Origin of the sequence: Limnohabitans sp., assembly GCF_046052765.1 — a bacterium.
In the GTDB taxonomy this organism is placed as follows: domain Bacteria; phylum Pseudomonadota; class Gammaproteobacteria; order Burkholderiales; family Burkholderiaceae_C; genus Limnohabitans.
The window spans coordinates 24,742-46,332 of record NZ_JAVLFQ010000034.1 but is presented as its reverse complement, the minus strand read 5'-3'; the positions used below and the strand labels follow the sequence as shown (position 1 = coordinate 46,332).

Sequence of the window (21,591 nt, the reverse complement as noted above, 5' to 3'; positions counted from 1 at the left end):
TCTTGCGTCCAAGCGGGTTTATCAGGTGCATAACGTTGTCGCATCCACTGAACTAAAGCCGTGATTTGCGCCTTGCTCAAGCTGTTTTCAAATGCCGGCATGTAGCCAATGTCGCGTGAAGCCGCTTGCTGCACACCTTGCAGAATAACCCGTACCAAATTGGCTGGACTGTCGCTGTGCAAATTACCGTTGAGTGCAAGCGGTTGATTCACACCGAGCAACTGCGGACCATCACCGTCATGGTGGCAGGCACCGCAACTGCCCGCAAACTGTCTGGCTGCAGCGTCAGACAAGGGTGCGCGGTCTGCGGCTTGCGTGACTACCGCGAGGGCACGGCCCCCGAAATCAGCCTCATCTAAAGCGGTAGAACTAGGATTCAAAGACGCCAAATACAAAGACATGGCTTGCAAGTCATCGTCAGAAACGGTTCGTAAATTACGCACCACTTGCGCCATCGGCCCACTGGCTGTGCCATGAAAACCCGTATAGCCTTTGCGCAAGTAATTGAAAAAGTCCTGCTCGCGCCAAGGCATCGGTGAATGGTTGAAACTTGTCAATGCCGGTGCCTGCCAGCCATCTACCCAAGCCCCTTGCATATAAGCCGTTTGCTTTTGCTCGGCCCCAATGATGTTGCGCGGTGTGTGACACGCACCGCAATGCGCTACGCCATTGACCAGGTATTCGCCGCGGTTCCATTGTGGGGTTTGGCTGCTGTCGTAGCGGTCTGCTCTGTCGGTGTGAAACAAAGCGTTCCATACGGACAACAAAGGGCGCATATTCAAACCCAGCACCATGACTGCTGCAGGCGTTGATTGTGTGACCGGCGTTTGCGCCATCAACCAAGCGTACAAGGCAGTCATGTCTTCATCGCTCATCCGTGCAAATGAGGTGAACGGAAACACCGGATACAAGGCATGACCGTCACGCGACACACCCTCACGCATGGCGCGTGCAAACGCCTGGTATGACCATGCGCCCATACCGGTTTCAGGATCAGGGCTCAGGTTGGTGCTGTAGACCGTGCCGTAGGGCGTGACGAAAGGTTTACCGCCAGCCAATGCGGCCCCTTGATCAGCTGTATGACAACTCACGCAATTACCCAAGGCTGCCAACTGTGAGCCGCGCTCTACTTGCGCGGATGAGAATGAGGAACTCACCGGAGATACACGCGGCAAAGCACTGCGCCAACCGATGACGGTTGCACCCACAGCAAGCCCAGCGAGCAATACACCGCTCAACTGTTGCCAGCGCCAACCTCTGACCATGCCCGGTTGTGTGGCACGTGGCACATGAGGTGTGACTTGATCAGCTTGCGGTGCTGGGGTCGCGGGTGCGGCCAATGGATGTAAAGCGGCACGTACCACTTCCGGCGTGAACGGTGGGTTACGAAATCGCACACCGGTCGCATCAAAAATCGCATTCGCTATCGCTGCTGTTCCAGGTACTGAAGAAGACTCGCCAGCACCTAAAGGGTCTTGCAATGGGCGCGGCATTTGCACCACTTCAACCACCGGCACTTGATTGAAATTCAAAATCGGATAGCTGCCCCATTCGGCGCTGGTCACGCTGCCGTTGACGCTATCGGTTTGTATCTGCTCCAGCAATGCCCGACTGGTGGTTTGCAACACATTGCCGTGTACTTGTTGTTCGACGCCTTTGGGGTTGATGACGCGCCCCGCATCATGCCCTACCACCACGCGCTTGACCTGTACTTCGCCTGTGATTTTGTGTACTTGCACATCAGCCACCCATGCCGCCCATGCTGCGCCAAAGCCTGGCCATTTGCTGTGCGTGTAGCGTGCATAAGCCACGCCTTGTCCTTGCAACCATTCACCTTGTGCAGCTTGTTGCTGTGCCTTTGTGTGCGACTTCCATCCGGCTTTGTCGGCGGTGGCTTGCAACACGTCCTTGGCACGCTCATCAGACATATGCGCCAGTCTGTATTGCAACGGATCCACTTCTGCGGCAGTCGCCAGTTCATCGATGAAACTTTCATGCGCAAAGGCGTTCGGCAAAGCCGATACACCACGCAACCAAGAAGCTCGCAATATAGGCGGCATGTCGTTGACAGTGACTCGCAAATCGGCATAGTCATAAGGCGGGCGTGCGGTGCGGTCGCCCATCTCGTAGGCACGCGCCAGCGGTTCTACCGTGCGCGTGAGCAACAGCGCCAGCGTCGTAGCGCCGTTGGACGGATACGATGTTTGAAAGTCATAACCACTGGGTTCACCGCTGACAGACAAACCGCCTCGCACTTGCATCAGTTGAGCCGCACCCTTGGGTTCCCACAAGTGCTCTTGCTCGCGGCTGAGTTGCACACGCACCGGTGCACCCACCGCTTTGGACAACAAGGCTGCATCCGCGGCCACATCATCTGCAGCGTTGCGTCCGTAACAACCTGCCGCCTCCATGCGCACCACTTCCACCTGTGTATCGCGCAGTCCGCAAAGCATGGCAATGTCGGCGCGCAAGGCATGCGGGTTTTGTGTGCCAGCCCAGATACGTAATGCATACCCAGACGCATTTTTCTGTAACGGTTGCCAATGCGCCACTGCGCACGATGGCCCGATGGACGCGTGCATTTGATAAGGCCATACATAAGTGCGTTGCAATTGTTGTGCAGCATCGCCCAATGCCTTGTCAATATCGCCGTCGTTGATCAATTGGCGCTGCGTTGACGGGTTGCTTCGGATCGCGTTTTCACTGTCAGACACATCAGGCATACCAGGCCAGGTTTTCCAAACCACCGTGAGTTCGCGCATGGCCTGCTCGGCGTGTTCTTCGCGCTCGGCCACGATGCCGACGAAGTCACCTTGTACGACCACCGAACGTATGCCGGGTATATGGGCGATTGATTGAGCTTCAACACGCTCCAAAGTATGACCGATGAAGTCCCCGCTGTCAGCACCTGCATAAGGCGGTCGCACCACACGCCCGTGCAACATCCCCGGCAACCGCATGTCATGCACAAACACCAATTCGCCAAATACCTTGGCAGGTATGTCGATACGCCCCAGACTCTGGCCAGACAAGCTGTGTTCATTCAATGGCTTGAGTGGCGTATTCAAGTCCAAAGTCAATTCAATGTTCAAGCCGGTGAGCAACTTACCCCAGGGCACAGGCGAACGGTCTTTGGTTTGTATACCTGCCGGGGTCAAACGTAAATCATCTACAGGCAACACCCATAAACGCGCCGCTTGTTGCAACAGCCATTGCGCGGCTTGTGCGGCTGCGGCACGCAATGGCGCAGCGTGTATTTGTATCGAAGCACTGGCAATGGTCGCGCCTTGGTTGGGTGAAACACCCGTCATTCCCATCAACAGGTGTATGCGCGATGGCGATACGGACAATTCTTCGGCCACGATTTGCGTGAGCGCAGTGCGCAATCCTGTGCCTAAATCCACATGGCCGTGAAGCGCTGTGACGCTGCCGTCGTCCCACAAAGCAATGAAGCATTCATGACCTTCGTCTGGTTGGCTGAACACAAAGCCGGGTTGACCTGGCGCAGGCGGCGCTGCTGGCAAGGGCGCACGCACAACGCGACACACACCGCTTGCCTGCCATATATCCTCGCGCGACTTGACTTGTGACGCGCGCATGTTCATGGTGTATGCGAACCCATTAATTCTGCTGCACGATGCACAGCGGCGATGATTTCAAGGTGTGTGCCGCAGCGGCACAAATTGGCCGACAGGGCTTGTCGTATTTGCTGTTGCGTGGGATGCGGGTGGCGGCGCAACAATGCCACGGTCATCATCAGCATGCCATTCAAACAATAGCCGCATTGCGCGGCTTGGGTCTCAATGAAAGCTTGTTGTACTGGATGCGGACATTGCGCATCGCCCAAACCTTCCAACGTAGTGATGTTTCTGCCTTGCATTTCTAACGCAGGTATGACGCAAGCACGGGCGGGAATATCGTCGACCAACACGGTACACGCCCCGCATTCGCCTAGCCCGCAACCGTATTTAGGTGCGTTCAGTCCAAGGTCGTTGCGCAGCACATGCAACAAATTGGCCGCGTCGCTCAAGGTCAGATCAACAGTGTGTTGATTGACCTTGAGTGTGACCTCCACTGAACGCAAGGGAGTCATAGACGTCGGTGTGATCAGGCTTTAGCTTCAGCCGACTTGGATATCGTCAGACTGGATGCGCTTGACACCTTTGTCGGCCATGCTTTTCCAAGCTGCAGCCAGCGAGCCGTTCAAGTCAATGCCACGGCAGGCATCTTCCACCACAGCCACTTCAAAACCGGCGGCGCGAGCATCCATCGCTGTCCAAGCCACGCAAAAGTCAGTGGCAAGACCTGTGACAAAAACTTTCTTGATACCGCGTTGTTTCAAGTAACCAGACAAACCCGTTGCAGTTTTTTTATCTGCTTCCATGAAAGCCGAATAGCTGTCAACCTTGGGGTGGTAGCCCTTGCGGATGATCAATTGAGCGGATGGCAAGGCCAAGTCTTTGTGCAACTCTGCATCTTGCGTGCCTTGCACACAATGGTCTGGCCAGAGCACTTGGGTGCCGTAGGTGAGTTTGGTGGTTTCAAACGGTTTCTTGCCGGTGTAAGCTGAAGCAAACGACGCATGGCCTTGGGTATGCCAGTCTTGTGTGACCACGATATTGTCAAATGCTTTTGAAATGCGGTTGATCACTGGCACAACTTCAGAACCTTTGGCCACGGGCAAAGTGCCGCCTTCTACAAAACAATTTTGCACATCAACCACGATCAATACCGAATCAGCGCCAGGTTTGACTTTGCTGGCAGACCAAGCCCAAGGCGCAACCGCACCCAAGGCGCCCATGGTGCCCAAGGCGGTCAGAAGTTTTCTACGATCAGCTTTCATACATCAACTCCAATCAAGAACCGCACAACCCGTGCGTAGGGATACCGACTTAACGCAGGCCGTCCTGACCTACGATCTCTTGTATTTGTAAGCCACCAATGCGCGGATGAGGCCGCCCGCTGTCAGTGACCACCACGGCAACCACGATTTCGTTGGCGCGTGGTGCATCGGCGACACGCGCTTCCATGGCGTCGAAATGGCTGCGTACAAACGCCGCGTCCTTGTGGCCCAACGGCACATCCACCGCAGTACCGAGTGTGCCCTGTTTTTTTGCTGAGGGGACCAAAGCTGCGCCTTTGCTCACGGCTTTGCGCAAGGGCGCGCCCAGCTTAGGATGAAGAATAGCGGCTGCGTGCTCGAGTTCACCGCCCTCACCGACGATGGCGGCTTTGCCATAGCTTTGGGCAAGATCTGGCGCAATGCCCAAGGCCTGTACACAGCGTTCGCCCAACAGACCACCGAGCTCTTCGCCAATGTCAATGAGCTCATCCAAGGAATCGCTAAAGCGTCCCGCATACGGATTGGCAATCACCGCCATGGCCAACGCACGGCGGGTCGGCGGAGACACAGATTGACCGCCATCCTGATGGATTTCGTCCAGTTGCACAATGATTTTGCGGATATTTGCTTTCATATTGTCTCCTGCGCGTTCAGCGCAAACCGTTCCATTGGCTGATGTCTTGCGCTTTTAAGCCGCCCACACGCGCATGCACACGGGCGCCGGTACTCATGGCCAATATGACAATGATTTCATCGGCACGAGGCGCACCCGGCACACGCATTTCTATCGCATCAAAATGGCTGCGCACATAACTGGCGTTGATGTGCGTCATCGGTACATCCAATGCCGCACCTGGCGGGCCGACTTTCTTGGTAGAAGACACAATCGCCAAAGCGTTGCCAGGTTGACCGCTGGGTTTGTCGCCGCCACCGCCTTGGGTGTAAGCGGCACGCTCACCTTTCCAACCCAGCAGTTCTCGCATGGCGTACCCACCTGGTACATGCCACAGTGCACCATGTTCAAGTTCGCCCGCTGCGCCTACGATGGCGCCTTTGCCGTAGCCTTGAATGTGTTGCGGCGTCACACCCATGGCATCACACAGTTGCTTGGCCAAGTCCACACCCAAAGGATTGAGTGCTTCCATCATAGGCAAGATGTCTGCGTGATAGGCACCAGCATACGGATTGCGCAGCACAGCGGCAATTGCGCCTCGTACCAAGGGTATGTCTGCGGGTGGACCAAACTCGTGGTGTATGTGTTCCACGTGAGTGAATACTCGACGCACATCAATGAAGTCATTCATGATTCAACCCTACACTCCATAGATTCAACCAGCACGCTCTGGCCTTGACAACTTAAAAAGGCCGCATGGATCAGACCACGCGTCTGCATAGCTTGGGCACAGTCTAGCCCGAGTTGCAAAGCCTGCTGAATCTGCACTTCTGACAAAGGCGGCACATCCACAGTCACCAAACGCGCACCCAAATCGGTGTCGTCGCGCAAGCTGTCGGCCGGGCGACGTTGAATGCGTGGGTCGTCAATGTTGACTGCGTTCGCAATCAAGGTCGCAGCCACGTCGGCTTGCGCGGCGGTGGCGGCAAGCACTGTCACGCTGTCAGCAATACCCAATGAAAAACTGCGTCCTTGCCAGCCGCTGGTGGCAATGCCGCGCACCGGCATGTGAGCCTCTATCATGAACGCACCGTCAACCACAGCATCTATTTCACCCGCGTCATCCACAGACAAGCAAGACAAGGCTTGCGACAAGTCGCTGACCAAACCTATGCGCCAGTGCTCTGCAGGGTGTAAGTGCAAAGCGATATCACCTCCATTGTTGACATAGGCTTTATCGACACCGGGTTGCGCAAGATACGGTAACAACGCTTGCGCCACTGATCCCGCCACTGCGGCCATGGGTGTGACAAACCCATCAGTGGCGGCGAATGCAGCCTGCGCAACCGCACGGTGCATGAGTTGGGCCACTGGGTGTTTGAACACATGGTCACTCAACTCAGCGACGGGTTGTCTGAGGAAAATCAATTCACTCACCAGTTCGGGCAGTAGGGTCTCGAACCGATGCCAGGCTTTTTCCAACGCAGTGGCACAAGCATCGGGCTTACCCTGCAATTGCAAAACAATATCGATAGGCCCGTGCTGAAAATGCCAACGACCCTCAGACAGTGATCGGCGTTGTGCGTGCATATACATCAGCCCAACATCGGTGGCGCGTCCAATGGCCATGGACTGGATTCTGAAGGTGGTGACTCCCAGCGCATAAGCGTGGGTGCGCCGTCGTTGTGCCATGCACCGTGGCGGATACTGTCATCCAGCGTACGCACAAAACCCATGTGGCCGCCCAAAGCTTGGTAGTCACTCAGCCGCATAGTGAATTCAATCGGTGCCACGATGGCAGGCGTCGGCACCGTGCCAAAACTGTGGGCCGGCATACGCATCACATCCACCATCAAAGTGATACCACCGCCCGGCCAGACATAAGCAGGAGCGCCGCCGCAACTGACGTTGACCAAGGCCTGCTTGACCGCACGGGTGAGTTGAATCGGGTTGTCGGTGACACCGGAGCGCAGACTCCCGCCTGCACCACCGAGAAACAGTACCGACACCAAAGAGGGTTCACAGTTCTCGCCGATGCGCTCCACCACTTGCCTCACCTCAGCAGGCATTTCAGCCGGCTGCGGCCTGAGTTGTGTGTCCAATACATACCAAGCAGAATGTTCACCGGTGGTTGAAGTCATGAGCAAACGCAAACCCGGCCACGCCTCTTCGGGGTTCCATTCACCCAAAATAGACAGGGGGTCGGTGATGCTGGTGCCTCCCCAACCGGTGCCGGGTAGCGCCACTTGAAAATAACGCCCGGGTGTGGACTTGCGCCCGTTGATGGCGATACCACTGGGCTTCATGTGCAAACAACGTCCGGCTTGGTGCTCGGTCAACACGCCGGTGATGTGGTCGTCCACCACCACCACTTCATCGCATGTACCCCACCATTGACGGGCAAACATGCCAATGGCCGCAGAGCCGCAACCGACACGCATGCGCTGTTCAGTGACCCCGTCCACCACCGGTGCTTTACCTGCTTGCAGTAAAAGCTTGGCACCGTTCTCAATTTGTACTTCCAAGGACTGTTGATTGCCCAGTTTGTGCATCAACTCCAACGCCATGCGGCCTTGCTTTTTGCTACCACCTGTCAAGTGATGTACGCCGCCCAAGCTGAGCATTTGCGAACCATACTCCGCTGTCGTGACATGGCCGACTTCTTCGCCTTGGTACAGCACGGCTGCCCGCTCGTTGCCGAGGTAACGGTCGGTATCTATCTTCACCTTGAGACTGCAATAACTGAAGATGCCCTCGGTCACCACCGTCACCATGTCCACGCCACGCGATTTGGACGCGACAATGAAAGGCGCAGGCTTGTAATCCGGATAAGTCGTGGACGCGCCTATGCCGGTGACGAAAACGCCGCGTTCTTCGCTGTCACCCATGGACAGTGTTTGCGGCAAAGTGTCTGATTCGGTACGTGGCATCAACGGCTGAGTTGCCGTGCTTGCCGCTTGGCGGCTCAGCATCACCACGGGATCTAAGCGCACCAGCACACCTTCGTGGTTGGCGTAGCGATCGCAGGCACCGACACGGCCTTCTGAAATTTGACACAGCACCGGGCAGGCATTGCATTCCACCTTGCCCTCGCGCACTGGTCCGTGTTTGGGCTCGACGCGCTGCAAGCCTGTGGGCAGCGTGTTGTCTGCTGCAGGCAATCCATCGGTGTGTGTGTTGCTCGGTGTGTGCATGCCGTTCGGATGGGTGAGGATCTGGGCAAAGGCCAAGACGCATTATGCTTGTGGCTTTGCCATTGCCCCATCACACCATAGTACCAAGGAGTCCGTCATGGCCACCGCTGCAATCGAAGAAGCATCCGGCAAAGTCGTTATCAAAAACATCGGCTTGCTGCTCTCGGGCGACATTGACCAACCCGTTTTGCAAGCCGACACCATCGTCGTCATGGACGGCATCATCATGGCAGTGGGCAACTACAAAGACTTGAACACCGAGGGCGCAAAAACCGTCATAGATGTGCGCCAGACCTGCGTGGCACCTGGCCTGATCGACAGCCATGTGCACCCGGTTTTCGGCGATTGGACCCCCAGACAAAACCAAATCGGTTGGATAGACTCGACCATGAACGGCGGCGTGACCACCATGGTGTCTGCGGGTGAAGTGCATTTGCCGGGACGCCCCAAAGACATCGTGGGCTTGAAAGCGCTTGCGATCACCGCACAACGCGCCTTCAGCAACTTCCGACCCGGCGGTGTCAAAGTGATTGCCGGTGCACCCATCATCGAAAAAGGCATGACCGAGCACGACTTTGCAGAACTCGCCTCCGCGGGCGTGACGCTCTTGGGTGAAGTGGGATTGGGCTCGGTCAAAGCCGGTTATGAAGCCAAAGAAATGGTGGCTTGGGCACGCAAACATGGCATACAAAGCACCATACACACGGGCGGGCCATCGATTCCAGGATCGGGATTGATCGACAAAGACGTGGTGCTTGAAGCCGATGCCGATGTCATTGGTCACATCAACGGCGGCCACACCTCATTAAGTGAAGCCCATGTGTGCGAGTTGTGCGAGAAGTCCAGCCGCGCCATTGAGATCGTGCACAACGGTAACGAACGCGTGGCGATTGCAGCCGCCATTGCCGCGCTCGAACTGAAGTGCCCGCACCGCGTGATTTTGGGCACCGATGGACCTGCGGGTTCAGGCGTGCAACCACTGGGCATGTTGCGCATGATCGCCTTGCTCTCCAGCTTGGCCCACATACCCGCCGAGCTGGTGTTTTGTTTTGCAACAGGCAACACGGCGCGTATACGCAACCTGAATTGCGGTTTGATTGAAGTCGGACGCGCCGCCGACTTTGTGTTCATGGACCGCGCGCAACACACCGCTGGAAAAACCTTGTTGGAGAGCGTACAACTTGGCGACATACCCGGCATAGGCATGGTGATGATCGACGGCTTGGTGCGCTGCCACCGTTCGCGCAATACGCCGCCTGCGACGGAAGTGCCGGTGGTGGTGCACTGAACTCTATAAACATCCGGTAAGTACTCTCTGCAATACTTGTTGTTATCACTTTTTTAACAATATTTGCAACATCAGGTGAACACATAAGCCTGACTCACCTCTCCCCCAGTCAACGCTGGCTTATTCGCGGCCATGACGAATTTCCTTTATTCATTCTGTATGACATTAAAATTTAATTTGTCATACAATAACGTTCATCGATAAACCGTTACTTTTTGACGAGGAGCAACCATGCTGTCTGTCCGTTTACCCGAGTCCATTGAGCGCGATCTGACACAGTTTTGTGCCTCTCGCAATCTGTCCAAATCTCACGTGGTGCAACAAGCTTTGGCCGAATACATGGTGGCGGCCAAGTCAGACACAGCCGCCCGGCAGTTTCCCGCTCCTGACTTGTCTTTTCTGTCACCGGACGACCCTATCCGCCAATTCATCGGCATAGCTAAAGAAGGTCCGAGCACCGACGAGTGGATGGCCATCACCCGAGGCGATGACTGGAACAAGCCATGATTTTGGTGGACACCAATGTGCTGCTCGATATTTACAAGGCAGACGCTATTTGGATGCCTTGGTCTGTCAAGCAATTGCGCAGTGCAAAGCCAGGTCAACTGGCGATCAACATGGTGGTCTACGCCGAGTTGTCTGCTTACCCGACAGAACACAAACTGCTCGACGGGTTTCTGGCGACGCTGAGTATCCAAGTGCTTGATCTGACGCGCCCTGCTGCTTTGTTGGCAGGCAAAGCGTTTCGCCAATACCGACAAAGCGGTGGAACCAAGACCGGTGTGTTGCCCGATTTTTTCATTGGTGCTCATGCCGAAGCTGAAAAATTCAAATTACTTACCCGCGATGCAGGCCGCTACAAAACCTACTTCCCAAAAATCAAATTGATTTGCCCTTGAAAGCCCCTGAATGACCTCCACCCACGACAGCACCCCGCCATCGCTACACATCGCTGCAGGAGTTGCCACCCTCACCTTGAACCGTCCAGCGCAACGCAACCGTTTGGAAAACGCCGACCTTGTCACGTTGCTGGAACAGTTTGATCAGATCAACCAAGATGAAAATGTGCGTGTATTGGTATTGACTGCCAACACGCACGGCCAGCCCAAACCGGTGTTTTGTGCGGGCTATGACATTGGCGGTTTCAAAGACAACGCACAAGGCTCTCACGCATTTGAAAAAATCGCTGATGCTTTGGCGTCACTGCGCCCTGTCACCGTGTGCGCTTTGAATGGCAGTGTGTATGGCGGCGCCACCGATTTGGTGCTGGCCTGCGATTTACGCATCGCACTGCATGGCATTGAGTGGCGTATGCCAGCCACGGCATTAGGTTTGCATTACTACCCCAGTGGATTGCAACGTTACGTCAGTCACTTTGGCATCGCTGCGGCCAAACGTGCCTTTTTGACTGCGCGGGTGTTCAATCAATCACAACTGAATGCCTTGGGTATTTTTGAAAGCTGGCATTCGCCCGACGAATGGGACAGCGGCTTGCAAGCCTTGGTCGATGATGTGCTGGCACTCGCGCCGCTCGCTGCTCAAACCACCAAACAATCATTGAATGAAATTGCTTGCGCAAAGTATGACGAACACCGCTTGCGTGCGCGTGAAAACGCCAGCTCAAGCAGCCAAGATTTTGCCGAAGGTCTGGCTGCTTTTGCTGAGCGACGCCAACCGGTTTTCAAAGGCACATAAAGCAAATGAATACGCGCTTCGTTGGTGATTAACTGCGCCGTGGCATGCGCCAAGGCAACATGGCTTGCACCACCGGCGACACCAACCTTGGCACAAACAAAGTCTCATGAAAACTTTGCACCTCTTCGCCCAACAATCTGCTTTTAAGTAAAGCGCGTTGGTAAAAAGGCGTGTCTTCCAATTGCTCCTGCACTTGCACCGACGATTCACTGCGCATACGCCGTTGAATTCGCCACAGCGTGGGGTTGAGCGCCTGTCTTTCAGGTGCTGTAAATTTTTCTATAGAGCCATCGGGTTTAAATCGCAAAGCCAACAGCTTGTCCTCTTGTATGCCAGGTTTACCTTGCAAGTCATAAATGACTGCCGTACAGCCGTCTTTCATGGGACTGCGCGACCAATCCCATTCATGGCATGAACGATCTATGGGTTCATCGCCCTCGTTGGAATCCAGATACGCATTACCCGTCCATTGTTGCGATGGATGCTGCAAATTCACCTCCACGCGTGCAGTCGGTGCCAACGGTCCCCAACGGTGTTTGCCGCTGTGGTCTATGGGTGTGCTGAAGTTAAACCAAGTGTCTGCATGCACACGCACTTGCCCGCGCACACGGTGTGGCAATGGCACGCCAACTTCATCGATGTCGATCACCAATGCATTTCCGTCCCAACGCAATTGGCTGGGGCCAATGGTGAACTGGGTATCGTCCCGGTAACAGTGCCGTGCACCGCGTTCGGTCATGGTCCAGCGTTTGGCATGCTTGCTGTAAAGCGCGACATTTAACGCACAATAGTTGTCAGGTAATGTGAGTTTGCGTGACCTGTCCCAAGCGTAATAAGGCGAAAACACGCTGCCTACAAACGCGATGATGCTAAAGCCCCAGTGGCCATCGTCACTCAGTGCGTCAACGTACCACCAGAGATAACCGTCTTGCGGGACAAACTGGTCAAACCGAGGTCTGCCATCAACGCTGCGCCCGCCAATCGCCCGGACATCGCTGCCATCGGCACCCCCGGCCCCGGATGCACGCTGCCCCCCGCCAAATACAGACCCGGTATTTGCGAACGGGCGTTGGAGCGGGCGAACGCCGCCATCCATCCATGTGTGGCCTGTCCGTACAAGGCCCCGCCCGTCGCTGGAAACAGATGATGAAAGTCCTGGGGTGTGGTGCGAATACATGATGCGGTGGATTCCAAATTTAAATGCAAACCTGAAGCGGCCATCAATGCTTGACTGCTGTGTGCGCAAGCCTGCAATTCATCCTCTGATTGTGGCTTGTCGCCACGCGCTGGCGCATTGACCAGACACAAAAGTCGCTCAGCGCCATCTGGTTGTGTGCCTATCCCGCGATCCTGGGCGCACACATACACCGTCGGCTGATGCGGCAATTTGCCATGCGTGAAGATGTCTTCAAATTCACTCGCATAGGTGTTTCTGAAAAACACATTGTGTCGGTCTAGTGCCATGCCACCAGTGTCAGCATGCATAGACCATGTCACCGCTGACAACGATCGGGGTTGTACTTTTTCTTGGACTGATTTTTGCAAGCCGGGTCCGAGCAATCCTTTGCGTAAGGCTGAAATATCGCCGTTGAATACCAAGCTGTCCGCACGCAAACTGTCTCCTTGCATCAATCGCACACCAGACACTTTGCCTTTGTCCAATTCGATGCGTTCACATTCGCTATTGAATAAGAAATTGACGCCACGGGCTTGCGCCAATCGCATCAAACACGCTGCCAATGCATGCATGCCACCGTCTACCGCCCAGACACCGTCCATTTCTACCTGTGCAATCAGCATCAATGTAGCCGGTGCTTCCCATGGCGATGAACCGCAATAAGTGGCATATCGCGCAAACAATTGACGCAATCGTTGATCGGTGAAATGTCGCCCCAAGCTGTGCCACAAACTGCGCATGGGCCCTACGGAAGCTAACGTGGCCAAACCGCGCGGGCCCAAACTACCCATCATCTGAGCCATCGATGGAGATGGAGATTTGATGAATGGCCCTTCAAGCAAGTCATACACCTGACGGGCTGTTTCACAAAATTTCTTGAACCTGTCTGCCTCGGCACCTCCCGCAAAACGGGCGACCGCATCCAAGGATTGCGCGGGATCTGCATACAAATCCAATTGCGAGCCATCTTCCCAAAAATGTCTGGCCAAAATATTCAGCGGATGTATGCGCAATTCGGATTCAAGCCGAGTACCTACATCGGCCATTATTTGATCAAACACCCAACGCATAGTGAATACGGTGGGGCCGCTGTCAACCGGTATGCCATTGGGCATCAATTGCCTGATTTTTCCCCCAGGGCCAGCAGCTTTATCCACCACGGTTACTTGCACACCTGCGTGCGCCAATTGCAATGCGGTCACCAAGCCGGCCATGCCAGCACCGACCACGACAACTTTGTGTTCAGCCAAGACCATCTCCTTGCGCCCCATGGGTTGTCATCACACCGGCCCAGTCCCCCACACGTCTCAACACGCGCATACGCACAAACATGGACTCGGAGAAGAAATCACTTTTATAGGCGGCTTGTATCGCCTCTTGGTGCGCCCCTGAATGCGCATAAGTAACCATGGAGGGTGTGTCTTTCCAAAGACTGAAAGTGCACTGGCGCACCAATGGAGCCTCACCCAAGCCCATGGCCAGCAAGCAGCCTGGTGCTTTTTTCAAATCATCTTGTGCAGCAGGTGCATAACGCCAAAACGCCACCGCTTTGGCGGGCCGGATACTGGCGCGTGTGAGCGCCACCATGCCGGCAGAAGCGGTATCCAAATCGGTGTATTTGCCAAGGCTTTGCTCTGGTGTGACACCCCAGTGGTGTCCATCCCAGCTGCCGCGTACCGAAGTCACAGCCAATGCACTGACAAACAATGATTTGGCACGGTCTGCATAAGCCTGCACCACGGGTCCGTCTATGAATTGATCGGCTTGCTCTGCGGTTTCAAACATGCAAATCAACCCTTGGTGGGTGGCACTGGGTCGAAGCACAAAGCCGCCTTCATGGCCACTGCCCATGACTTTGGTGAACAGCAAACCCGGCGTGTCTTTCAATCCTGAGGCGCCTTGCACCAGTCGCATCCAACCCCATCCTTGGTGCGCTCTCAGGTAATCCACCAGCAGTACCACCACCACACCTGAAACTGCCATGGACAAGGGATCTTGGTTGACCATGGGAATTTCATGCTTGATGGTTGGATACAGCTTAGCTAGCGGTCACTGACTGGCAACCTGCGGCGGTTTTCCAGACCAAAGGGGAGACAACTCAGGAAAGTCTTTGACCATGGGTGCACCGAACAAAGGTTTGTAAGCACCTTGATGGCAGGTGTTGCAATTAAGTTTAGGTGCGTCACCGAGTTCACCTTTGCGATGTTCAGGAAATACCGGTGTCAAAGGCTCCATGTAATTGACGTTCAAATCACGTGCCATGCGGATGCCCCACCATGCAGTGGCGCGTTGCGGCGGACTGTTCTCCCAGCTTTGGAATGAACGGCTGTTGTGACAATAAGTGCAATTCACACCCAGCGAGGTTGACATGTGCGTCATCAACGCATAAGTCCATTCGGTTTGTTTGGTTGAATGTCGGTTACCGGAAGGCAACGGGGTAGGACCATTCATGCGGATGTCTTTGGCTTGCAACAAAAACGGTGTGAAGGGATCGTTAGGCAAGCTGGCCAGGCCCACTTCAACTGCGGGCTCATTTTGTCCTGCCTTGTCGCCCATGAAGTTAGAACCATGCGGTTGATGGTCTTTGGTAAACCATATGGCCGATGGCACAGGTTGTCCACGGTGACAGGTATAACAAGTCACGCCAGTTTCAGCAACGTGGTTTTTCCATTCGCTGTTGATGTATTGCGTCATTTGTAGCATGCGTCTGGCAACCACTTTGGTGTATTTGGCATCTTCGGCAAAATTGGCCGGGTTGTGGCAATAGACGCAACCACCTTCGTTAGGAGCAACCCATGCCGTAATGGAAACCATCAATCGGTTGAACTGGGCGGTGCTCAGATTGCCAAGTACCTTTACATTTTTGTAAGTCTGTGAGGCTTTGGGTCCTTCAGACGGTGCTTGAGGAAGGGCCACAGGTGGCACATTGACCAAGACTTTATCGGCAAGCAACCGGGTGTTGTACACCTGCACCATGCCCGTGCCACGGTAGCCATGCTGTACGCTGTTAGGGCTTGGCAATTCGCATCCTGATAATAGCAACACGGCTGACAAGCCCACAGCACATTGCCATAAGCGTTGGGTCCATTGGTATGCAATCATGGCTTCGCTCCCAGGGTCAGTGCCGGATCAATCACAGCAGGAAAAACATTTGGATACGGCGGCGCGACACCGTGCTTGATCGCCCACAAATACCAGTTGTCCACTACAGTACCGGTCAGCAAGATGCCGATACCACCGGTCAACGGACACAGCACCGCGAACCACCATGCCCAACGGTGTATGGATTCCATGGAGGCGTTAAAGCCCATGGTCCATCGCCAAAACAATCCAGCACGTTCAGAGGCAGTGCCGCGGTCAACGATTTGCTCAATCTCGCGCTCGCCGCCGTAACGGGTCACAGCCAAGATGGTCGCGCCGTGCATCGCAAACAGCAGCACCGAGCCATACAAGAACACAATCGACAAAGCGTGAAAAGGGTTGTAAAAAAGATTGCCATAACGAATGGACAAAGCCGCTGTCCAATCCAAGTGAGGGAAGATGCCGTAGGGAACAGCCTCGCCCCAAGAACCCATCAGAATCGGACGGAATAAACCCAGTACGAACATCAACCACAAGGCTGCTGCAAAAGCCCAAGCCACATGCGTGCCCATACCCAGAGCAATGGCACGGCGGTACATACGCACCCACCAAGCCAAAACAGAGATGGAGAGCAATAAACCCACAATCAAAAACCAACCGCCTTGGTTCAGCGGTGGCAGCGACAACCCGTATTCAGGCGGTGGCGGTTCAAGCGCCAGCCAAAACAACTGACGCACCAGTTGCACCGGATCCCAGTTGACAGAAGCTAACATGTTCAAACCGATGATGTTGAATGCCAACATGCCGCAGACCAGGGACAGCACACCAAAACCACCAAGGTAAATAGGGCCGAGTTGTGCATTGCCGAGTTTGCCTAATATCCAAAAAATAGCAGGGTGTCCGAAGCGGGTGTCATTGCCCTTGCCCAGTTCCACACCATGGTGTACCGGTCCCTTGGCTTGGACAGTTGTGAAAAGGTTGTAGTAGTCAGCCATTTATATTGCTCCTGTCAATCGTCAAGGCCACTGAGACCAGATCGGCAAATTCAGCCACCAACCCCACCACTCTGGCCAGCCGCGACTCCAGAACGGACCGCTTATCACAATACACAAAGCACTGAAAGCCACAGCAGCCATAGCGAGAAATACCCCGAGACGATGGATACCCAAGGTGCCAATGGAGTAACCGATGGTGTCGCGGAAAAACGTGTCCTCATGCTCAGGTGTTTTGACAACCTGACCCTTGCCTGGATTGGTGGCCGACAAAATCAAAGCACCATGCAACGACAACGCGAACGTGGTGGCAAAGAAGAAACTCACCGCCAGCATGTGAGCTGGGTTGTAATGAAAGTGCAGGTATTGGTAGCCGACGTTGGACACCCAATCGAGGTGGCTGTAAATGCCGTAGGGAAATGCATGTCCCCATCCGCCCATCAACACCGGACGAATCACTTCCAATGTGAAGTAAGCAAATATCGCCATGCTGAAAGCAGCGGGCACGTGATAACCCATGCCTAGCTTGCGACAAATTTCAACTTCACGCAGCATCCAAGACACGAACGCACCCAAGGCGCAAATGGTGATGAGCTGCCACAAGCCCCCTTCCATCAGCGGCGCAAAGCGCAGGCCGTAGGAGAGGTTGGGCGGAGCAATGCTGATTTGCCACAAATTCCAGCTTGGGCCCTGTGACGCGCCCCACAAAATCATGGTTGTTCCGAGGAACGCAAAAAAGATGGTGGTGACCCCGAAAAAGCCCACGTAAAACGGGCCTAACCAAAAGTCAAATAAATCACCACCGACAAGGGTTCCGCCCCGGACTCGGTATTTTTTTTCAAAGCTGAGCATGGCCATGTGTTAGCCCTCCTGCCGCAAGTGATGTCACAAAGAATTTAAAAGTGCAGGTGCTGTCTTTTAAACAGCACCTGCCGGTGCTGACAAAGTTCAGGACTTTTCGGCAGGAACAGCCGCAGGCATAGGCGAGTTTTGCGCCGATGCAGCTACAGGCTTTTTCGCGCCATCCAGCCAGTTGAACTTGTTCGTGCTGAGCAAAATGAGATGGATCATTGCTGCCAAACCGAACAGAAAAATACCCTGGACCACCATGGCCCGCAAAGGGTCGTACAAGCGCCAAATTCTCCACATGATGATTTCTCCTAAATGATGTGAGACATGAACGTATAAACCGAAGCCTTGACACCTGAAATGATGTTTGGCATGTTCTCCGCCCCGGGTAGCCAGGATTTCCAACGCATGCCAATCATTTGACCGACAAAAGCAAACGAAAACAAGACAACGAAACAGGGAACAAATATCAGAACAAACGCAATTTTTTCATCCCAATCGGATGCTTTATGCGATTCAAAAGAGGTGGTGTTAGCCATGGGTTTACTCCATTCGGTTAAAGAACTTGACTCAGAACCAGGGCCGCCATGCCCAGACCAAGATGTGGGCCAACACAGCAACTGCTGTGAAGCCAACGGTTCCCTGGATCCAGAACTGGTGGAACTCCTGAGCTTCTTCGTCAGTCAGGCCGGAAATTGATGTCCGATGATTTGACATGCGATGCTCCTTCTTCAAAATGGCCGCAAGGCCAACGCTGCGCCCAACCCGCGCAACCTGGGTAGCCGCAGCTGCTGCCACGACATCGGGGTAGTTTCATACGCGAGTGCATATGAAAAAAATACATCAGCCGTTTTCAAACTGTCTCTCCCAGACCGAGTTCAAGGCCGGCTTTGTTGACATGGTCTTCGGTGACAAGTTCTTCGCCACCAGAACGGGCCTTGCCTTCGGCGAGATCGCGCAATCGCTTGGCCGCAGAAATTTGTACCAATACCGGTTGACCGGATACCAATGCATGCAAACGGTTTTGAGCTGCGTCTTCCCAAGGGGTGTTTTCCTGTGCGCCGCTGATACCGCGAGCCAGCGTTGCATCCACTTTGTCCATGTCCGTACCTAACGGCAAAATATGAAACAAAGCATCAAACAAAGAATTGCACACTTCTTGAATCAAGTAGGTGGCACCGCTGTATCCCATGAAAGGCGTACCTGTATGACGACGAATGATGGCGCCTGGAAATGATGCAGGAATGAACGACGCCTTCATCGGTCCGGTACTGCCCGCCTCGGCCAAGTACATGCGTTCGTTGTAACTGCCAAACAAAATGAGTGGCATTTGTTTGTGGACCATTTCGCGTACTGCGGCGTTGTCTGTTTTCTGTCCCGGCATACGCGAGACTGCAAACTTACAAGGCATGCCCATTTCTGTTTCTAAAAATTTTCGAATACCGCGCGTATAGGTGTCCGTGGCAACGACGGCAAAACTGGCTGTCGCAAAAAAATCTTGTGTGACCGAGCGCCACAAGTCCCACACCGGCTTGATGGTGGTGTGACGTTCACGCTGAATAAATGGTTCGGGGTCAAGATCCAACAATTCACCCAATTTACGCAAAAATTTAGTGGTGCTGTGCAAGCCAATAGGCGCTTGCAAATACGGGCGGTCAAGTGCTTCGCACAGCATGCGTCCGAACTCACGGTACATGCAAATATTGACATCGGCTTCCACCAATTGCGATACCTCAGCCAAATGGCTGCCTAATGGGAATACCAAGTTGATATCAGCACCAATACCTTGCACCAAACGACGAATTTCAGCCAAATCGCTGGCGCTGTTAAAAGTGCCGTAACAAGGTCCGATGATGTTGACGCGTGGCTTCTCGCCCTCTTTACGCACACGCTTAGGCACTTTTTTCATGCCGTATTCGGTCCACAACCAGTAGATGGCACGGTTGGCACATTGCCATTGGTCTTCGTCGATGGTGCGCGGCAAGAAGCGCATCAGGTTGGTGCCTTCAGGCGTGACTCCTCCACCAATCATTTCTGCAATAGAGCCAGTGACCACCACAGCAGGCAAATCGGGGTCGAGCACATTGTGCGCACGCTTCATCGCACCTTCGGTGCCTTCGCGTCCTAACTGTTCTTCGGCCAAACCAGTGACCACAATGGGCAACTCATGGGGCGGCAGTGCATCGGTGTAATGCAACACCGATGTGACCGGCAGGTTTTCGCAACCTACGGGGCCGTCAATGACAACCTGCAAGCCTTTGATGGCGGTGAATACGTACACCGCACCCCAATAACCGCCAGCTCTGTCGTGGTCTAGAACAAACATCAGCCCATCTCCTCGGCTTTGCGTTTTTTCTGCTTCTTTTCGAACTGGCGACGTACTTCTTTTTTGAAGTCCGGGTGCATGACAGGAACGCCCTCCCAAACACCAGCCTCATCGCCTTGCCCGACAGTTCCGAAAAACGCTTTCATTTCATCGAACCTGGCCTGGTTACCAATGGCTGCATTGACCACTTGGATCAGGGAACCGGCGCCAGCAACACCCATGAGTGGACGTGCGGAAATCAGGTTGGTGAAATACAAAGAAGGAATACAGAGTTCTTTGGCCGCCTGAACCACAGGGGTGGTACCGATGGCCAATTGAGGTTTGAATTCGTGAACAGCCGCCATGTCTTGCTCCAGCGAAGCACGGAACTGAACATGCACGCCCTTGGCTCTTAACCATTCGGCATCGTGCTGGTTCCAAGGCGTAGACGGGCAAGCGCTGCCCACATAACGTAAATCGGCCCCGCATTCGATCAGCAAACGGCCTACCAATAATTCGGAACCTTCATAACCACTGAGCGTGATGCGACCGTTGATTTTTTGTGAAGCCATGACGCCTCGCATGGCACCCAGTGTTTGATTACGGGCGGCGTCAATTTTGTCTTGCGACACACCGCAGGCTTCACCGATGGCACCCAGCCAGTGGTGAGTGCCTTCAATACCTACTGGCGCTGAGCCAACGACAGGACGGCCTGCCATTTGAAATTCGCGCACACTGGCGGTATAGAAAGGATGAATGGCTGCAACCGCTTTGCAATCGAGTGCGGCATACAGTTCTCGCCATTCACGGGTAGGTGCCACGGTGCCAACGGCCAAATCCATGGGGCCGATCATTTGCGCAATCATCATCGGATCAGCCGGGAACATCTCGCCCAACAACGTAATGGTTGGTTTGCTGTTGCGGCCTTGACGCGGCGCTGCTACGGGACCTGCCATAGCTTCCTGCCGTGCGTACTGAAGCATGGCGCCAGCGAGTACATCTTTGGCTTCTGCGTGGGTGGGTACGCCAAAACCGGGTACGTCGATACCAATGATGCGCACCCCGTTGATTTCTTTGGGTAACAACTGCAAGGGCACACCACTGGCGGTGGGTACACACAGATTGATGATGACGATGCAGTCTAGTTTTTCAGGGTCGGCTTGCTCGTACACCGCTTCGCGGATGTCTTCAAACAATTTGCCGGTGACCAAAGTTTCAGAATTGAAAGGTACATAGCCCACGGTTCGACGTGCGCCATAAAAATGCGATGTGAATGTCAGTCCGTAAACACAACAAGCTGAGCCACTCAGGATGGTGGCTGTACGCCGCATACGCAATCCAACACGCAATGAGCCGAAAGCAGGACACATGGACTGTGGTTGGTCATGCGGACCTTTGGGATAGTCAGCTGCATACTGAGCCAGCACGTCGCTTTTGCCTGCTTTGGCCGCTGCGTCCAGCATTTGGTCTTTTCCTGCATGACAGCCCAAGCCGTCTGCGCTTGTTGCAGCAGCATTGGCCAGGGGAGTGATGGGAATGATGTCGCGCATTTGA

Annotated in this window: 22 protein-coding genes; 4 read left to right on the top strand and 18 right to left on the bottom strand. The window is 54.4% G+C overall.

The genetic code is table 11. The features are described 5' to 3' along the window. From AC9UG7_RS04505 to AC9UG7_RS04475, 7 genes are all read right to left on the bottom strand, one after another. The coding region (locus AC9UG7_RS04505) for a molybdopterin cofactor-binding domain-containing protein (protein ID WP_509584754.1) at window positions 1-3,605 on the bottom strand (3,605 nt) is incomplete at its 3' end. Next, window positions 3,602-4,093: a (2Fe-2S)-binding protein gene (locus AC9UG7_RS04500; RefSeq protein WP_509584751.1), complete on the bottom strand. Its 492-nt coding sequence runs from the start codon at window positions 4,091-4,093 to the stop codon at window positions 3,602-3,604. The genes AC9UG7_RS04500 and AC9UG7_RS04505, both read right to left, overlap by 4 nt. 27 nt (window positions 4,094-4,120) lie before the next feature. Then, window positions 4,121-4,843, bottom strand: a complete 723-nt coding sequence (pncA, locus tag AC9UG7_RS04495; protein ID WP_509584749.1) for a bifunctional nicotinamidase/pyrazinamidase — start codon at window positions 4,841-4,843, stop codon at window positions 4,121-4,123. A gap of 49 nt (window positions 4,844-4,892) precedes the next feature. Continuing rightward, window positions 4,893-5,477: an amino acid synthesis family protein gene (locus AC9UG7_RS04490; protein ID WP_509584746.1), complete on the bottom strand. Its 585-nt coding sequence runs from the start codon at window positions 5,475-5,477 to the stop codon at window positions 4,893-4,895. Window positions 5,478-5,493: 16 nt separating this feature from the next. Then, complete coding sequence (locus AC9UG7_RS04485; protein ID WP_509584744.1) at window positions 5,494-6,147, bottom strand: amino acid synthesis family protein; 654 nt, start codon at window positions 6,145-6,147, stop codon at window positions 5,494-5,496. After that, window positions 6,144-7,085 carry a UPF0280 family protein gene (locus AC9UG7_RS04480; RefSeq protein ID WP_509584741.1) on the bottom strand — a complete coding sequence of 314 codons (942 nt, stop codon included), beginning with the start codon at window positions 7,083-7,085 and terminating at the stop codon, window positions 6,144-6,146. The genes AC9UG7_RS04485 and AC9UG7_RS04480 overlap by 4 nt, the downstream gene beginning before the upstream one ends. Further along, the gene (locus tag AC9UG7_RS04475) at window positions 7,052-8,650 is read right to left on the bottom strand and encodes a 6-hydroxynicotinate reductase (protein WP_509584763.1); all 1,599 of its coding nucleotides are present in this window, start codon (window positions 8,648-8,650) and stop codon (window positions 7,052-7,054) included. The genes AC9UG7_RS04480 and AC9UG7_RS04475 overlap by 34 nt, the downstream gene beginning before the upstream one ends. Window positions 8,651-8,747: 97 nt before the next feature. On the opposite strand from AC9UG7_RS04475, the gene AC9UG7_RS04470 reads away from it, so the two are divergent. The 4 genes from AC9UG7_RS04470 to AC9UG7_RS04455 all read left to right on the top strand — a co-directional run bounded on the left by AC9UG7_RS04470 (window position 8,748) and on the right by AC9UG7_RS04455 (window position 11,633). Then, window positions 8,748-9,938: an amidohydrolase family protein gene (locus AC9UG7_RS04470; RefSeq protein ID WP_509584738.1), complete on the top strand. Its 1,191-nt coding sequence runs from the start codon at window positions 8,748-8,750 to the stop codon at window positions 9,936-9,938. Between the two features lie 231 nt (window positions 9,939-10,169). After that, on the top strand, window positions 10,170-10,445 hold the full coding sequence (locus AC9UG7_RS04465) for a YlcI/YnfO family protein (RefSeq protein WP_509584735.1): 276 nt from the start codon (window positions 10,170-10,172) through the stop codon (window positions 10,443-10,445). Beyond that, window positions 10,442-10,837, top strand: coding sequence for a type II toxin-antitoxin system VapC family toxin (locus AC9UG7_RS04460; RefSeq protein WP_509584732.1), 396 nt, complete (start codon window positions 10,442-10,444; stop codon window positions 10,835-10,837). Before AC9UG7_RS04465 ends, AC9UG7_RS04460 begins: the two co-directional genes overlap by 4 nt. Before the next feature lie 10 nt (window positions 10,838-10,847). After that, window positions 10,848-11,633 carry an enoyl-CoA hydratase/isomerase family protein gene (locus AC9UG7_RS04455; protein WP_509584729.1) on the top strand — a complete coding sequence of 262 codons (786 nt, stop codon included), beginning with the start codon at window positions 10,848-10,850 and terminating at the stop codon, window positions 11,631-11,633. Window positions 11,634-11,661: 28 nt separating this feature from the next. Here AC9UG7_RS04455 and AC9UG7_RS04450 read toward each other — a convergent pair whose 3' ends face one another. The 11 genes from AC9UG7_RS04450 to bchY all read right to left on the bottom strand — a co-directional run bounded on the left by AC9UG7_RS04450 (window position 11,662) and on the right by bchY (window position 21,587). Beyond that, the gene (locus AC9UG7_RS04450; protein ID WP_509584760.1) at window positions 11,662-12,498 is read right to left on the bottom strand and encodes a carotenoid 1,2-hydratase family protein; all 837 of its coding nucleotides are present in this window, start codon (window positions 12,496-12,498) and stop codon (window positions 11,662-11,664) included. A gap of 29 nt (window positions 12,499-12,527) precedes the next feature. Further along, window positions 12,528-14,060, bottom strand: a complete 1,533-nt coding sequence (gene crtD / locus AC9UG7_RS04445) for a 1-hydroxycarotenoid 3,4-desaturase CrtD (protein WP_509584726.1) — start codon at window positions 14,058-14,060, stop codon at window positions 12,528-12,530. Then, window positions 14,053-14,817 carry a hypothetical protein gene (locus AC9UG7_RS04440; RefSeq protein WP_509584723.1) on the bottom strand — a complete coding sequence of 255 codons (765 nt, stop codon included), beginning with the start codon at window positions 14,815-14,817 and terminating at the stop codon, window positions 14,053-14,055. Before AC9UG7_RS04440 ends, crtD begins: the two co-directional genes overlap by 8 nt. Window positions 14,818-14,859: 42 nt before the next feature. Next, window positions 14,860-15,912, bottom strand: a complete 1,053-nt coding sequence (gene pufC / locus AC9UG7_RS04435) for a photosynthetic reaction center cytochrome PufC (RefSeq protein ID WP_509584720.1) — start codon at window positions 15,910-15,912, stop codon at window positions 14,860-14,862. After that, the gene (gene pufM, locus AC9UG7_RS04430) at window positions 15,909-16,886 is read right to left on the bottom strand and encodes a photosynthetic reaction center subunit M (RefSeq protein WP_509584717.1); all 978 of its coding nucleotides are present in this window, start codon (window positions 16,884-16,886) and stop codon (window positions 15,909-15,911) included. The genes pufC and pufM overlap by 4 nt, the downstream gene beginning before the upstream one ends. Window positions 16,887-16,907: 21 nt before the next feature. Continuing rightward, the gene (gene pufL, locus AC9UG7_RS04425; protein WP_509584714.1) at window positions 16,908-17,741 is read right to left on the bottom strand and encodes a photosynthetic reaction center subunit L; all 834 of its coding nucleotides are present in this window, start codon (window positions 17,739-17,741) and stop codon (window positions 16,908-16,910) included. Window positions 17,742-17,831: 90 nt separating this feature from the next. Further along, window positions 17,832-18,032, bottom strand: a complete 201-nt coding sequence (pufA, locus tag AC9UG7_RS04420; RefSeq protein ID WP_509584712.1) for a light-harvesting antenna LH1, alpha subunit — start codon at window positions 18,030-18,032, stop codon at window positions 17,832-17,834. A gap of 11 nt (window positions 18,033-18,043) precedes the next feature. Continuing rightward, on the bottom strand, window positions 18,044-18,271 hold the full coding sequence (locus AC9UG7_RS04415; protein ID WP_509584709.1) for a hypothetical protein: 228 nt from the start codon (window positions 18,269-18,271) through the stop codon (window positions 18,044-18,046). Between the two features lie 31 nt (window positions 18,272-18,302). Beyond that, window positions 18,303-18,449 (bottom strand): light-harvesting antenna LH1, beta subunit, encoded by a 147-nt coding sequence (pufB, locus tag AC9UG7_RS04410; protein ID WP_509584706.1) that lies wholly within the window; start codon window positions 18,447-18,449, stop codon window positions 18,303-18,305. Between the two features lie 136 nt (window positions 18,450-18,585). Beyond that, window positions 18,586-20,058, bottom strand: coding sequence for a chlorophyllide a reductase subunit Z (gene bchZ / locus AC9UG7_RS04405; protein WP_509584703.1), 1,473 nt, complete (start codon window positions 20,056-20,058; stop codon window positions 18,586-18,588). Next, window positions 20,058-21,587: a chlorophyllide a reductase subunit Y gene (gene bchY / locus AC9UG7_RS04400; protein ID WP_509584700.1), complete on the bottom strand. Its 1,530-nt coding sequence runs from the start codon at window positions 21,585-21,587 to the stop codon at window positions 20,058-20,060. The genes bchZ and bchY overlap by 1 nt, the downstream gene beginning before the upstream one ends. Window positions 21,588-21,591: the final 4 nt, after the last annotated feature.